Annotated in this window: 16 protein-coding genes; 8 read left to right on the plus strand and 8 right to left on the minus strand. The window is 32.9% G+C overall.

All coding sequences use genetic code 11. The features are described 5' to 3' along the window. Positions 1 to 2: 2 nt before the first annotated feature. The 7 genes from ASE21_RS10940 to ASE21_RS10970 all read left to right on the plus strand — a co-directional run bounded on the left by ASE21_RS10940 (position 3) and on the right by ASE21_RS10970 (position 6,847). Entirely contained in the window at positions 3 to 1,589 is a 1,587-nt protein-coding gene (locus tag ASE21_RS10940; RefSeq protein WP_057122696.1) for a sensor histidine kinase, read from the plus strand. Positions 1,590 to 1,592: 3 nt separating this feature from the next. Next, positions 1,593 to 2,309, plus strand: coding sequence for a response regulator transcription factor (locus ASE21_RS10945; RefSeq protein ID WP_057122697.1), 717 nt, complete (start codon positions 1,593 to 1,595; stop codon positions 2,307 to 2,309). Positions 2,310 to 2,890: 581 nt separating this feature from the next. Beyond that, positions 2,891 to 3,637: a hypothetical protein gene (locus ASE21_RS10950; protein WP_057122698.1), complete on the plus strand. Its 747-nt coding sequence runs from the start codon at positions 2,891 to 2,893 to the stop codon at positions 3,635 to 3,637. A 3-nt stretch (positions 3,638 to 3,640) separates the two neighbouring features. Beyond that, positions 3,641 to 5,032 (plus strand): RtcB family protein, encoded by a 1,392-nt coding sequence (locus tag ASE21_RS10955; RefSeq protein WP_057122699.1) that lies wholly within the window; start codon positions 3,641 to 3,643, stop codon positions 5,030 to 5,032. 18 nt (positions 5,033 to 5,050) lie between these two features. Beyond that, on the plus strand, positions 5,051 to 5,653 hold the full coding sequence (locus ASE21_RS10960; RefSeq protein ID WP_057122700.1) for a hypothetical protein: 603 nt from the start codon (positions 5,051 to 5,053) through the stop codon (positions 5,651 to 5,653). Further along, positions 5,641 to 6,330, plus strand: coding sequence for a peptide chain release factor H (prfH, locus tag ASE21_RS10965; protein ID WP_057122701.1), 690 nt, complete (start codon positions 5,641 to 5,643; stop codon positions 6,328 to 6,330). Before ASE21_RS10960 ends, prfH begins: the two co-directional genes overlap by 13 nt. Then, positions 6,317 to 6,847 carry a hypothetical protein gene (locus tag ASE21_RS10970; RefSeq protein ID WP_057122702.1) on the plus strand — a complete coding sequence of 177 codons (531 nt, stop codon included), beginning with the start codon at positions 6,317 to 6,319 and terminating at the stop codon, positions 6,845 to 6,847. Before prfH ends, ASE21_RS10970 begins: the two co-directional genes overlap by 14 nt. An 86-nt stretch (positions 6,848 to 6,933) precedes the next feature. On the opposite strand, the gene ASE21_RS10975 is transcribed toward ASE21_RS10970, so the two are convergent. The 8 genes from ASE21_RS10975 to ASE21_RS11010 form a co-directional block, all read right to left on the minus strand. Continuing rightward, a complete protein-coding gene (locus ASE21_RS10975) occupies positions 6,934 to 7,680 on the minus strand; it encodes an acyl-[acyl-carrier-protein] thioesterase (RefSeq protein WP_057122705.1) in 747 nt (248 codons plus the stop codon). A 76-nt stretch (positions 7,681 to 7,756) separates the two neighbouring features. Further along, positions 7,757 to 8,677 carry a tRNA (adenosine(37)-N6)-dimethylallyltransferase MiaA gene (gene miaA, locus ASE21_RS10980; protein WP_057122706.1) on the minus strand — a complete coding sequence of 307 codons (921 nt, stop codon included), beginning with the start codon at positions 8,675 to 8,677 and terminating at the stop codon, positions 7,757 to 7,759. Positions 8,678 to 8,831: 154 nt separating this feature from the next. After that, on the minus strand, positions 8,832 to 9,671 hold the full coding sequence (locus ASE21_RS10985; protein WP_057122708.1) for an ion transporter: 840 nt from the start codon (positions 9,669 to 9,671) through the stop codon (positions 8,832 to 8,834). Positions 9,672 to 9,699: 28 nt separating this feature from the next. Next, positions 9,700 to 11,061 carry an exonuclease domain-containing protein gene (locus tag ASE21_RS10990; protein ID WP_057122710.1) on the minus strand — a complete coding sequence of 454 codons (1,362 nt, stop codon included), beginning with the start codon at positions 11,059 to 11,061 and terminating at the stop codon, positions 9,700 to 9,702. Between the two features lie 62 nt (positions 11,062 to 11,123). Next, complete coding sequence (locus ASE21_RS10995) at positions 11,124 to 11,795, minus strand: YggS family pyridoxal phosphate-dependent enzyme (RefSeq protein ID WP_057122712.1); 672 nt, start codon at positions 11,793 to 11,795, stop codon at positions 11,124 to 11,126. Beyond that, a complete protein-coding gene (locus ASE21_RS11000; protein WP_057122713.1) occupies positions 11,786 to 12,307 on the minus strand; it encodes a hypothetical protein in 522 nt (173 codons plus the stop codon). The genes ASE21_RS10995 and ASE21_RS11000 overlap by 10 nt, the downstream gene beginning before the upstream one ends. 16 nt (positions 12,308 to 12,323) lie before the next feature. Beyond that, entirely contained in the window at positions 12,324 to 13,211 is an 888-nt protein-coding gene (locus ASE21_RS11005) for a 3-hydroxyacyl-CoA dehydrogenase family protein (protein ID WP_057122715.1), read from the minus strand. A gap of 89 nt (positions 13,212 to 13,300) precedes the next feature. Further along, positions 13,301 to 14,266 carry a Gfo/Idh/MocA family protein gene (locus tag ASE21_RS11010; protein ID WP_057122717.1) on the minus strand — a complete coding sequence of 322 codons (966 nt, stop codon included), beginning with the start codon at positions 14,264 to 14,266 and terminating at the stop codon, positions 13,301 to 13,303. Between the two features lie 143 nt (positions 14,267 to 14,409). Here ASE21_RS11010 and ASE21_RS11015 point away from each other — a divergent pair, with 143 nt between their 5' ends. Beyond that, positions 14,410 to 15,051, plus strand: coding sequence for a protein-L-isoaspartate(D-aspartate) O-methyltransferase (locus ASE21_RS11015; protein ID WP_057122720.1), 642 nt, complete (start codon positions 14,410 to 14,412; stop codon positions 15,049 to 15,051). The last annotated feature ends 4 nt before the right edge of the window (positions 15,052 to 15,055 follow it).

The following is a 15,055-nucleotide window of genomic DNA, read 5'->3' on the forward strand; positions in this document are numbered from 1 at the left end:
CGATGAATAAATTATTTTTTAGAATACTTGTTTTACTGATGAGTTTGTCCTTAATAGGGATAATTCTGGTGCAGGTATTTTGGTTCAACTCTTCATTTAAAAACAATGAAGAACAATTTAAATACCACGTTACACAAGTAATCGGAAATGTTGCAGACAAACTTGAACAGCAAGAAGAATACAGCTTTTACGATAAATACAACCGCATAAAAGATAGTACTGGTAAAATTCCTAAAAAAGAAGACTTACTTGAAGTTCTGTTTGTGCAGAGAAATACAAAAACAAATAAAACTATTGTTTACTCTAATACGCTTACTTCTGAAGATTACGATATAAACGGATCTGTTTTTAATAAAAAATTCAGCAGTGAACGATTTAAAAATTTTAGTTCAAAAAGAGTAACAGAAGTTTACAATAATAATAACGGTATTGATAATAACAGTTTAGGTCAAAGTATTATACCAGATCTTAAAATTGAAAAATCAGGAAGTTTAGATATTTTAAATAAAGTTCAGCAGCAAATTCAATATAAAGATATTGCATCTTTAACTCCAATTGAAGGCAGGGTTACAAAAGATAAACTTTTTAAACTTTTAAAGAAAGAATTAGAAGAGTACGGAGTTAAAACCAAATTTGAATTTGGAATTTATAGCAGCGGCGTTCCTACGAAAATTAAATCGGAAGGATTTCACTACGATAAAGAAGCCACTTACAATATTCCAATCTTTACTGATAATGAAGGAAACAGCAGATATGAATTATCAGTTACATTTCCTCATAAAAAGAAATTTTTACTGTCAGAATTATTAAGTATAACAATACTGTCAATAGTTTTTACATTAATTATTATAGTTGCTTACACAAGTGCTTTAAATCAATTACTGCGTCAGAAGCATATTTCTGAAATCAAAACAGATTTTATTAATAACATGACGCATGAGTTTAAGACTCCGATTGCAACAATAAATTTAGCACTTGATGCTATTAGAAATCCTAAAATAATCGAAGATAAAGAAAAGGTTTACCGATATCTTCAAATGATCAGGGATGAGAATAAAAGAATGCATGCGCAGGTTGAAAATGTACTGCGTATTTCTAAACTGGAAAAAAGGGAATTAGATATTACCAAAGAACCAACTGTCGTTACAGATGTTATTGATGATGCAATCGAGCATGTAAATTTAATCTTAGAAGACAGAAAAGGAACGGTAGTGAAGCATTATAATGCAGCCAGAACAACTAGTTTAATTAATGAAGTACATTTTACCAATGTGTTGGTTAATATTTTAGAAAATGCTATAAAATATTCTCCCGATACTCCGGAAATTGAAATATTTACAGAAAACGTAAAAGACATGATCCTGATAAAAGTAAAAGATCATGGATTGGGAATGAGTAAGATAGCTCAAAAGCGAGTATTTGAAAAGTTTTATAGAGAACATACAGGTGACCTTCATAATGTAAAAGGACATGGTTTAGGCCTTGCTTATGTAAAAAGAATTGTAGAGGATCACAATGGTCAAGTATATGTTGAAAGCGAAAAAGGAAAAGGTAGCACCTTTATTATAAAAATACCATTAATAAATTAAAATATGGAAAATAGTAACAAAAGAATACTTTTAGTAGAAGATGACCTAAATTTTGGGGCGGTTCTTAAAGATTATCTAATGTTAAATGACTTTGAAGTTACTTTAGCTAAAAACGGTATGGAAGGTTTCGAAAAATTCAAGAAAGATGTTTATGATTTATGTATTCTTGACGTAATGATGCCTTATAAAGATGGTTATACTTTAGCAAAAGAAATTAGAGAAAAGAACAGTGAGGTGCCGATTATTTTTTTAACAGCAAAATCTATGAAAGAAGATGTGTTAAAAGGATACAAAGCCGGTGCTGACGATTATTTGAATAAACCTTTTGATTCAGAAGTTTTATTAATGAAAATCAAAGCGATTATTCAAAGAAAATCAGCTGATACAAAAGCAGAACAAGTACAATTTGAATTTAATATTGGTAAATTCCACTTAAATTCAAAACTTAGATTTTTGACCTTCCAGGATGAAGAGCCAATAAAATTATCACCAAAAGAAAATGAATTGCTTAAAATGCTTATTCTTCATGAAAATGACTTAATGCCAAGAGAATTAGCCTTAACTAAAATCTGGAGAGATGACAACTACTTTACTTCAAGAAGTATGGACGTTTACATCGCTAAACTTAGAAAATATCTAAAATCAGATGAAGATGTTGAAATCTTAAACATTCATGGAGAAGGTTTTAGATTAGTTGTAAAAAGCAAAGTTTCTGAATAACTACAAATTCACCTATAAAAATATAAGCCCTGAGAAATCAGGGCTTTTTTTTATAGCAAGATTTTTTATTTCTTCAATATTGTCTTTTAGGCGAAATAGAGATCACAAGTAGTGCAAGAAATATGAAATTCTGATTTTTTATTATTCAATATTTTTAATTAAAAATTTGTTATTATGTTTTTGATTTTCAGAAAGATAAAATGGTTTTTTTAATCTAATAAAAGGAACAGATTATTTTTAAGATGTATTTTCTTTAAAATAAATTTGGAAAATCAAAAAACAATTCTGAATATTTGCACACGAAAAAAATAATAACCCTTTAAAACGAAGAAAAATGTTTGTACTTACATCGACATCACAAAGCTTCACACCAAATGGATTTGGTGCAGCAACTCTTCGTGGCCTATTTCAATCTTAGAAATAAATTTTTAGATATATAAAAAAGCCCGAAGACATTTAGTTTCGGGCTTTTTTTTATTCTAGACACTTCAAATTTTCCCGAAATCCGATTTTATTTATTTATCCATTTGGATAAAGAGTTAAGCCTATAAGGCTGTTAATTTAATGCGTTATAATTTTTTATGGAAAATTATACAATAGAGGAGTATGCTTTATGTACTCGTTTTAAAGATAAAAGAAGAAAGAAAAGATTAGTAAAAAAAGATCTTGATAAACAATTAATTCAGTTAAGAAAGCTTGAAGTTGAACTTTGGAACAAGCGCAGAGACTTGCCGTTAGTTCCTTTAGAAATTCCCTATCAAAAAGGCTGGCAGCGTAATTTTAAATTAAGAGATGATGTTGCCAGATCAAGCGAAGCTTCATTTTATAGAGAATTATTGGAAAAAATAAATACATGGCAGTTTTCTCCCGAAAAATCGTTTAAGAGAAAGAAAAAAAGAAAAGGAAAACATGTTTATGTCGAAAAGATCCAAAATGTAAAAGAGTTTTCACCATCAGAATGGACAAGTTCAAAAAATGAATTGACAGAAAAAGAAAAAGTACATTTTTATAAAAGAGAACGCTGGTGCAGCAACTTTAAACGCTATAAAGTTCATTATGTGTTTAACGAGCCTTGGCGCTACGTGCTTCGTGTTAGTCCTCATATGGTAACGCATACGAGAATGGTCGATTCAGATTTAGAAAGTGAAATTGATATCATTGATAATTATATTGTGAATCATAATCTAAGAGATAAAATAAACAAATTAGTAAAAGGTTTTTCTAATCGCTGGAAATATTATCAAAGTGAAAATCCAAGAGAGATAAACCCAATTAAAAATATAGGTCTGAACATATTGTATCAACAATATATAGACGAAATGATATAAATCATGGGAAATAAATTATCCGGAAAAGACCTGATTAAGTTAGGTTTTCCAAAAAATAATTCAATAAATATAGCCTTAGGGCAGATCAACAGATATAGAAAAAGAGAAAAAAAAGAATCAATTCTGACAGAAGCCAAAGATGTTTTGTTACATCCTGAAAAATATGAAGGAAACGGAACCTGGGGTAAAGTGGCCGAAGGCTTAATAAAACCCGTTCAGGTAAGAATGCATCAGCTTAAAACAACAAGAGCGCCTTTTACCATTTTTGGTGAAAATGAAATAGACCAACAAGCTAAATTTCAATTGTATGATTCGTTAAAATTACCAATTTCAGTTGCCGGAGCTTTAATGCCGGATGCACATTCAGGATATGGACTGCCTATTGGCGGAGTTTTAGCGACAGATAATGCTGTAATTCCATATGGGGTTGGAGTTGATATTGGATGCCGAATGAGTCTTTCGATTTTTGATTTACCGGCTTCTTATTTCAAAGGAAAAGAGCATCAATTAGAAGCAATTTTAAAAGATAATACCAAGTTTGGAATGAACGAAGTACAATCTTCGAGAGTAGATCATGAGGTTTTCCATAAAAGTGAATTTCAGGATATTCCATTATTGAAAAACCTTTTACCGAAAGCCTATAAGCAATTAGGAAGTTCAGGCGGGGGGAATCATTTTGTTGAATTTGGAATTGCTAAAATAGATAATCCGGAGAATGAATGGAAACTGGAAAAAGGCGAATATTTTGCTGTTCTTTCACACAGCGGTTCACGTGGTTTAGGTGCAAATATTGCGAAGCATTATACTTATCTGGCGACTAAACAATGTCCGTTGCCAAAAAATGTACAGCATCTGGCATGGCTGGATTTAAATACACACGATGGCCAGGAATATTGGCTGGCAATGAATTTGGCCGGAGAATATGCAAAAGCCTGCCATGATGATATACACAGACGAATTGCCAAAGCGATTGGAAAAAGAGTGGTGGTAACAATTGAAAATCATCACAATTTTGCATGGAAAGAAATGGTTAATGGTCAGGAATGCATTGTTCACAGAAAAGGAGCAACTCCCGCAGGAGAAGGACAATTGGGAATTATTCCGGGTTCGATGACTGCGCCGGGTTATATTGTAAAAGGAAAGGGAAATGCAGAGAGCTTAAATTCAGCTTCGCATGGTGCAGGCCGTTTATTTTCGAGAGCAAAATGTAAAAGTACATTTACGCAAAGCGAAATTAAAAAGGTCTTGAAAGCCAATGATGTAACCTTGATTGGAGGAAATATTGACGAAGCACCAATGGCTTACAAGAACATTGAAAAAGTAATGGCAAACCAAACAGATTTGGTAGAAGTTCTGGGAACTTTTACACCGAGGATTGTGAGAATGGATCGTTAATTTTTAAAACTTAAAAAGATGGAAAGGTTTCAAGATGAAAATAAATGGCTGGGAAGTTTTGGAGATATAATTGACGTAAAATGTCCTAAGTGCAGTTTAAAAGCTGTTGTTCGAAGAACTTTCGAAAGTCAATATCATTACAATGATAAGAAGGTTTTAGAATGTAAAAATTGTCACTATTCTAAAAAGGAAAACAGCATAAAATATATTGCTTACGTAAATTCTTATTGCTGTAATAATGTTGATAAAGTGACATTTAAGTCTCAAATATTAAACAAAAAACCTAAAGCAATTAAACTAAAATGTCCTGTTTGTAATGAGAGAAAAGGGTTTAAACCTAAAATTGAGGAAGTTTTCGAATTTATTTCAGATGGAAACAGCCGGAAAGAAAGATCGTTTAATGCCGAATTATGGTATCAAACAGCAATTTCAGGCAATGTATTTTGGGCTTACAATCTGGATCATATTAATTATCTGCAAAGATATATTAGGGCAGATTTGAGAGAACGTAATTCAAAAGTAAATGGCGGCGGTACAATGATAGCACGTTTGCCAATGTTTGTAAAAGAAGCAAAAAATAGAGAAAAGCTTCTAAAAATAATAGAAAAGTGGAAAAAATAATTCAGATAACAGCGGGCCGCGGACCTGCAGAGTGCACTTGGGTTGTTGCCCAGGTGCTTAAAAAAGTTTTGGAAGAAGCACAAAATCAAAACTTAGAAACTGTTTTACTGCAAAGAGAAGCAGGTCAGGAAAATGGAACAGTTGAAACGGCTTCTATCGCTGTAAAAGGAAAAGGTGCAGATCAGTTTGTGAATTCCTGGATCGGGACGATTCAATGGATTGGGCAAAGTCAGTTTAGAAGAATGCACAAACGCAAGAACTGGTTTATTGGAATTTTTGAGATAGAATCCCAAAAAAATACTTCAGTGTCTGAAAATGACATTCAGTATCAGGCAATGCGAAGCTCCGGAGCAGGCGGACAGCATGTTAATAAAGTAAGTTCGGCTATTCGGGCAACTCATATTCCAACAGGAATTGCCGTTGTGGTAATGGACAGCCGTTCGCAGCACCAAAACAAAAAACTGGCAACAGAAAGATTATTAAAAAAATTAGAGGACGAAAAACTAGTGCAGCTTAAAAATCATGTTGGGAAACAATGGGAAAATCAGCTGAATATTCAGCGTGGTAATCCAGTCAGGGTTTTTACCGGAAGTGATTTTAAAAAGAATAGAGTTGAGAAAAGCTACAAAGGAACGCGTCAAAAATTAAAAAACGATTTACGAAATGAAAACAATTGATAAATACCTTTTTCAGGCACTGGACAATTATCCGTATTCGCTTGAAGAAACGATTGAATCATTAGAATATGCTTTTTCTTATGATGATAAAAACACAATGGTTTTGTGTTTGTACGGAAGAATTCAGGCAGAGCAATTATTAAATTATGAAAGCGCAAAGACTTATTTTCAGGAAGCTTTAGCAATTAATATTTATGCTTTTGAAGTATATCCTTATTATCTGCAGACTTTAATTTTGAATGAAGATTATCAGGAAGCCGAAAAGTTAATTGATTTTGCTTTGACTATTAAAGGAATAAACAAATCTGATATTTATACAAAAAGAGCGATTCTTTTAGAAGCTCAGCAGGAATTTAAAAAAGCCCTGAAAGAAATTAAAAAAGCCAAATTACATTCTTTACAATTTGCTTTTGATTACAATATAACTGATGTGGAAAAAAGAATTCAGGACAAAATAGATTTGCTGAAGAAGAAAAAAAAGAAATCTAAAAAAGATTTAAAAAAGAAATCAAAATGATTTGATTAAAATAAAAAGATGCGGGTCAAATGATGCCGCATCTTTATTTATAGTTTTAGATCTTACTCTTTACGATTTTTTTAAATTTATTTCCAATGTAATTCTAGCGCAAAACATGTTTTTTCGTCTTTTGTAATGCTAAAAGTTGCTGTTGTATGATCGTCGTCTTCACTTTCATGAATTACAACATTATCTTTTAATGAAAGTTCTTTCATAAAGTTCATTTCAAAGCTTTCTACTTCCTGTTTCATAATTCTTTCAGGATCGACGTGATCCAAACACCATTCGAGATATTTTACATTATTGACGTGATTTACAATGTCTAAATCAGATAAATACACTGTTTTTTCAAAAACGGCTTCTTTTTCGTGATTGATGTTTATTTTAGAAAAACCTTCTTTTGTAGCTCTGTTATCCGGGAATAATTCAAAATGTTCATACGGAAGTGCGAGCGCTTCCGGACGGCGTGCCTGTGTATTAAAAACTGCCCAATAAGTTTCGCAGCCTACGATTTTTTTTCCGTTCGCATACATTTCTAACGCACGAACAGAACGTGAATTTTCTAAACTGTTAATCCATGTTTTTACGGTTACAACGTCCTGCCATTTTGGTAAAGCGTGCACTTCTACACGCATTCGGCTTAAAACCCAGGCCTGATGAAATTCCTGCATGTCATAAAAACTAATTCCTCCAATTTCAGAATGTGCAGCGGCGGTTAATTGTAAAATATTACACAAATCGGTATATTTTAAAAAACCTGCTGGTGTGCATTGTGTGAAATTGATTTCCCAGTCTTTACTTAAAACTGAGGTGAAATTTGGAGATATTGGCATTTTTAATTTTAGATTTTAGAGTGTTGATTTTAGATTTTTCCTTCGGAAAAGGAGAGTAAAGAGGAAAAAAAAGACTTCACTTTAGAAGATTTTCTATATAAGTTATAATTTCTTTTCTATCCGTGGCGTAATCAAACCATTTTGTGTTTTCGTTTCGTTTGAACCACGTTAACTGCCTTTTGGAGAATCTTCGGGTGTTTTTTTTGATTTCTTCTATGGCAAATGGTAATGTGAATTCTCCATCAAAATAACTAAATAATTCTCTGTAACCAACGGTTTGAAGCGCATTTAACTCTTTGTTGGGATATAATGCTTCAGCTTCTTCTAACAAACCTTCCTTAATCATAATATCGACGCGCTGGTTGATTCGGCTGTAAATAATTTCTCTGTCGGCATCTAAGCCAATTAAAACAGGAGTGAAGTTTCGGTTGTTTTTCTTTTGGTTTAAAAAAGAAGAATACGGTTTTTGTGTTCCGATGCACACTTCTACAAAACGCATCATTCGTTGTGGATTTTGCAGAGTCTGCGGATTTTCTGCAGTTATTCTTTTATAATATTCCGGATCTAAGTTTTTTAATTGTTCCTGAAGATATTCAATTCCGATTTTTTCATAATTTGAATTTACCTCGAAACGAACTTGCGGATCAATTTCCGGAAACTCATCAAAACCTTTTAAAACAGCATCGACATACAAGCCGGAACCACCTATGAGAATTACAAAATCATGGGTTTGAAAGAGTTCTTCAATTTTGCTCAGAGCTTCTTTTTCGTAATCGCCAACATTATAATTTTCAAAAATAGATTTGTTTTGAATAAAATGATGTTTAGCTGCGTTTAATTCTTCCTGATTTGGAACTGCGGTTCCAATGGTCATTTCTTTAAAAAACTGACGACTGTCGCAGGAAACAATCTCGCATTTAAAATGTTGCGCCAAAGCAATACTTAAGGCAGTTTTGCCTATAGCTGTTGGTCCGACAATGGTAATTAAGTATTTCATATTTTTTAGCCCAGATAGAAACGAAAACCCCGGACTTATATTTGTTAGTTTTTTTTGGAATAAAAAAGCGACCGGCGGAAGCTCTTTTTATGACTTAAAAAAACAACAAAGATAAGGAGGAGTTGTAGTGTATAGCTGGAAATGGCTTCATAAATTAATTAGCAGGTAATGTTTTTCCGCATTGATAGCAGTATTTTGCATTGTCAAAATGTAATTGTGCATTGCATTGTGTACATGTTTTTTTACCGCTTACAGAGCTATTTCTGAGACTTGCTTTGGCAAATTCGGCTGTAACGATTCCGGTTGGAACGGCAATAATTCCGTAACCCATAATCATAACCAGCGAAGCCAAAAATTGTCCGAGAGGAGTAATTGGCGAAATATCTCCGTAACCCACCGTTGTTAAAGTTACGATTGACCAGTAAATGCTGACAGGAATGCTGGTAAAACCACTTTCTTTTCCTTCGACAACATACATTAATGATCCAATAATGACAGCACTGATAACGACAAAATAAATAAAAACCAGAATTTTTTCTTTGCTGGCTTGTAATGCTTCTTTTAGCTGATAGGATTGATGTGATATTTGCGGAATATGCAGAATTTTAAATAATCTTAAGAATCGCAAAACTCTTACAATCGTTAAAACACTTGTTGCTGGAAAAAATATTGATAAATACATTGGCAAAATTGCCAGAAGATCAATAATTCCGTAAAAACTTATGGCGTATTTTTGAGGTTTCTGAATAGAAATAATTCTTAAAATATATTCTAATGTGAAAAAAACGGTGATGATCCACTCACAAATTAGTAATTGCTGATGATATTTATGACTGATTCCTTCAACTGTATCGAGCATTACTAATAAAACACTTAGTAAAATTAATCCCAACAGAACCAAATCGAACATCCTGCCTGCCAAAGTATTGGTTCCGTATAAAATAATTTTGATTTTTTCTCTGAAAATCTCGTATTTCGATTTGCGTTTTTTCATATTATGAAGATACGGAAAGTTTATCGTATTAAAAATGCAGGATTTTTAACGATTTGCTTTTACGGATATAATTCTGAATGATGTTTTTTACATCACGGTTGTGCTGCATTGGGATCAGAATGTTTTTAAGAATATCAATATTGGTAATTTGATAGTTTAAATCGTAATAGGCATATCCTTTGTAAGTTCCGTTTTCGATTAAGATGGCACTTCTTTCATTGACATTTCGTCCTCTGTCTATCAAAATCATGCTTTTGTTTTCGAAGCTGTTTTCTGAGACAAACTGCTGAACTCTAAGGTTGTAAATTTCAGATGTAATTTCGCCGATACAGGCACCGTCACATTCTTTTATTTTATATTGAAAACACTCTTTTTTGGTTTGATATAATCCTGTGAGCTTTTGGCACAATTGATATTTTGCCGTAAATTTAAAAAGGGCATTTTTGCCTTCCTGCAAAGACGCATAAGAGGTAATTTCTTTTTTGCGGCCGTCAGCTTTTTCCAGTTTTAGGTTCATATAGCCATTTGCATCTTTTTCGGAATATAATGCAAAAGGGAAAAAAGATTTTTTTTGTGAGCGGTTATATCGTGGGCGATTTACTTTAACTTCCTGACTTTCCTTTAAAAGCGCAATTAATTCGCTTCCGGTTTCATCATATGTTATGGTAAAAACTTCAGACTGAATTTTTTTGCTTTTAGTTGTAATTCCGGTAAAATGCTGATTAATTCTTTTTTTGATATTTTGGCTTTTGCCGATATAAATTAAAGTACCGCTTTCGTTATAAATGTAATAAACGCCTGTTTTAGAAGGCATTTGGCTTACAAGATCCAGAAATTTTGGTGCAATTCCTTTTTCAACTTCCAGTTTTATAAAATCTTTTACAATTGTTTTTTCAACATCTTTTTCTAAAAGCATTTTGAACAGCTTTGTAGTGGCCATTGCATCTCCGCTGGCGCGATGTCTGTCGGCCATAGGAATTCCGAGTGCACGGACTAATTTTCCTAAGCTGTAAGATGGCTGCTCCGGAATTAGTTTTTTGGCCAATTCTACAGTGCAAAGTGTTCTGGCTTCAAAATCGTAACCTAAACGTCTGAATTCTGTTCGTAAAATTCTATAGTCAAAAGACGCATTATGTGCTACTATAACGCAGTCTGCGGTGATTTCGATAATGCGTTTTGCAACTTCATAAAACTTTGGAGCAGAACGCAGCATAGCATTATTTATTCCGGTCAGCTTAACTACAAAGGGCTGAATCGGTATTTCCGGATTGACAAGGCTTATAAACTGGTCAATTACTTCGTGTCCATCAAATTTATAGATGGCGATTTCAGTAATTCCTTCTTCATTAAACTGTCCTCCAGTGGTTTCTATGTCAAGTATTGCGTACAAATTTGTATTCAGTTTGTTTGTAGAGACGTACTGCAGTGTGTCTTACTATAGATGATTATAATTTATCTTCCTCCAAAAATACTGCTTCCAATGCGCACCATTGTGCTTCCGCATTCAATTGCAAGTTGATAATCTCCGGACATTCCCATTGAAATTGTAGAGATGTGCTGCAGTGCACCTTTACCATATCCGTCCCTGTTTTTTAATGAATCAAAAATCGATTTTAAATGGGTAAATTCTTTTTTAATTTGATTTTGATCTTCTGTAAACGTTGCCATTCCCATTAAACCTAAGATACGAATATTTTTCAACTCTTTGAACTCAACAGACGTTAAAAGTTCGTTTAGTTCGTTTTCGTCTAAACCAAATTTACTTTCTTCTTCAGCAATATATATTTGAAGAAGGCAGTCTATTGTTCTATTGTACTTTAAAGCTTGTTTATTGATTTCCTGCAATAATTTCAAACTGTCGACACCATGAATCAAATTCACATAAGGCGCCATAAATTTGACTTTATTCGACTGAACATGACCAATCATATGCCATTGAATGTCTTTTGGCATTTGTTCCCATTTCTCCGTCATTTCCTGAATTTTGTTTTCTCCAAAAATGCGCTGTCCGGTTTCATAAGCCTGCATCAAATCTGACACAGGTTTTGTTTTTGAAACAACAACAAGAGTTACGTGTTCAGGTAAGGTAGATTTAATTGTATTTAAATTTGATGCTATTGACATTTTTCAATTTTCTCTTGAATTCTTGATATAGTTAATTTTTCATCGATGATAATTTTTTCTCCTTTAACTCTTTTGAACTCATTAAAGATTTGTATTATCCCTTCATCTGAAAATGTATCGAATAAATTTATAATGTACGGATTGTTTTTATGTTCTAATATTAAATAAAAAGTTACATGAGTTAATCCTGCTCGTGATGGAATACTTTCTATTTTTATAGTTGTTTTCTGTACATCTAATTTCTTTATCCATTTAGTATTAAAAGTTTCACCATATAATAGAATATTGTTTTCTTCAAAAGCTATTATATTAATATTGCTTTTATTTCTCTTAAGAATATAATAAATGGTAATTATTAAAAGAGCTAGTACAATTATAACATTGTAAATCTTTGAAAAATTTAAAACAAATATTAAGGATGAAAAAGCAACATAATTAACAAAGAGGTCTAAATTTTTCACACTGAAAAAACGTTGCGGAAATTTTTTAGTTGTGCCCTCTAATTTTATCATGGCTTATCTACTATAATTATATAAACTGCTTCGAAATTTTCTCTGCTTTTTTACTTTCGCTGTAATCATAAAAACCTTCACCAGATTTTACACCCAGTTTTCCGGCTCTAACCATATTCACTAAAAGTGGACAAGGAGCGTATTTTGGATTTTTAAAACCTTCATACATAACGTTCAAAATCGCAAGACAAACATCAAGACCAATAAAATCAGCTAATTGAAGCGGTCCCATCGGGTGTCCCATTCCTAATTTCATTACCGTATCAATTTCGTAAACTCCGGCCACTTTATTATATAACGTTTCAATTGCTTCGTTTAGCATTGGCATTAAAATTCTATTTGCTACGAAACCCGGATAATCGTTTACTTCTACAGGAACTTTACCTAATTTTTCAGATAAATCCATGATAATTTTAGTTACTTCATCGCTGGTATTGTATCCGCGAATGATTTCAACCAATTTCATAATTGGCACCGGATTCATAAAGTGCATTCCGATAACGCGCTCCGGATGAGTTACTACAGAACCAATTTGTGTAATAGATATTGATGAAGTATTGGTTGCTAAAATAGTATTGTGAGAACAGGCTTCGTTTAATTGTTTAAAAATATTCAGTTTTAATTCCACGTTTTCCGTTGCAGCTTCAACAACTAAATCTGCGCCGACAACGCCGTCTTTTATATCTGTATAAGTAATAATATTGGTGATCGTTTTTGCAACATCTTCCTGAGTAATCGTACCTTTTGCAAGCATGCGATCAAGATTTGCAGCAATAGTTGCCATTCCTTTATCTAATGATTTTTCTGAAACGTCAATAAGTTTTACAATAAATCCGCTTTGTGCAAAGGTATGGGCAATTCCGTTACCCATTGTTCCAGCACCAATTACAGCTATAGTTTTCATTTAATTTTGGTATTTAAATTTTAAAAGTTAAGGTTTAAAGTGACTTTTTTGCCAGCTTTAAACCTTAAAAATAATGAGTTATATTTTTCTTATTTATTGAAACAATCAATGATTTGATAGGCTACACGAAGCGCGTCAGTTGCTTGTTCAAGCGTTACAACTGGTGTAGTGTCTGTATTAATTGCATGAGCAAAAGATTCTAATTCATCAAGAATTGCATTGTTTTGTTCGACATCCGGATTGGTAAAATAGATTTGTTTTTTTACTCCTTCGGCATTTTGCAGAATCATATCAAAATCTCCCGGAACTTCCGGTGCGTCTTTCATGCGTACTACTTCGCATTTCTTTTCTAAAAAATCAACCGAAATATAAGCATCTTTTTGAAAGAAGCGTGATTTACGCATATTCTTTAACGAAATTCTGCTGGCGGTTAAATTGGCCACACAGCCGTTTTCGAATTCGATTCTGGCATTGGCAATATCAGGAGTTTCACTAATAACAGAAACGCCGCTTGCATTGATATTTTTTACTTTAGATTTTACAACACTTAAAATAGCATCAATATCATGAATCATTAAATCCAAAACCACCGGAACATCTGTACCACGCGGATTAAATTCGGCCAAACGATGCGTTTCTATAAACATTGGGTTTTCGATCATGTTTTTAGTTGCAATAAAAGCCGGATTAAAACGCTCAACATGACCAACTTGTCCTTTTACGTTGTATTCTTTTGCTAAAGCGATAATTTCTTCCGCTTCTTCAACCGTATTGGCAATTGGTTTTTCAATAAAAATGTGTTTTCCGGATTTGATCGCAACTTTTGCACATTTATAGTGAGAAAGCGTTGGAGTGACAATATCAATCACGTCGACAGCGTGAATAAGTTTTGCAATTGTGCTGAAGTTTTTATAGCCAAATTCTTTTGAGATTCTTTCGGCATTTTCCTGATTTTCGTCGTAAAATCCAACTAATTCGTATTTGTCAGATTGTTGTAATAAGCGTAAATGTATTTTACCAAGATGACCAGCACCTAAAACTCCTACTTTTAACATGAGAATGTATTTTAAACAAAAATAGAATTTATTTGTTGAATGTAAAAATGAATGCAATAAAGATTTAGCGATTTAATAATTAAAAATCAATATTTGATTTCCTATTTAGTTTCTTATTTTTGCGAAAATAAAACCTACTTATTTTGAAAGACACTGCCAAACATCAAGGACTTCGTAATCAATTAGTAAGCACTTTAGAACAAAAAGGAATTACTGACAGAGCGGTTTTGGAGGCTATAAAAAAAATCCCAAGACACCTTTTTTTGAATTCAAGTTTTGAAGATTTTGCCTATCAGGATAAAGCATTTCCTATTGGAGCAGGGCAGACTATCTCGCAGCCTTACACTGTTGCGTTTCAATCGCAGTTGCTGGAAGTTAAGAAAGATCATAAAATTTTGGAAATTGGAACTGGTTCCGGCTACCAAACAGCCGTTTTGTTTGCTCTTGGTGCTAAAGTTTATACGATAGAAAGACAAAACGAATTGTTTAAACAGACTTCAATTTTATTTCCAAAACTAAACATTCGCCCTAAACATGTTTCTTTTGGCGATGGTTACAAAGGTCTGCCGCATTATGCTCCGTTTGACAGCATTATTGTAACAGCCGGCGCGCCATTTATTCCGCAGCCGTTAATGGCGCAGTTAAAAATAGGAGGAAGACTTGTTATTCCGCTTGGAGAAGACGTTCAGATTATGACATTATTAATTAGAAAGAATGAAACTCAATTTGAAAAACACGAGTTTGGAGAATTTAGATTTGTTCCTTTATTAGAAGATAAAAATTAAATAT

Source organism: Flavobacterium sp. Root901 (assembly GCF_001429765.1).
In the GTDB taxonomy this organism is placed as follows: Bacteria; Bacteroidota; Bacteroidia; order Flavobacteriales; family Flavobacteriaceae; genus Flavobacterium.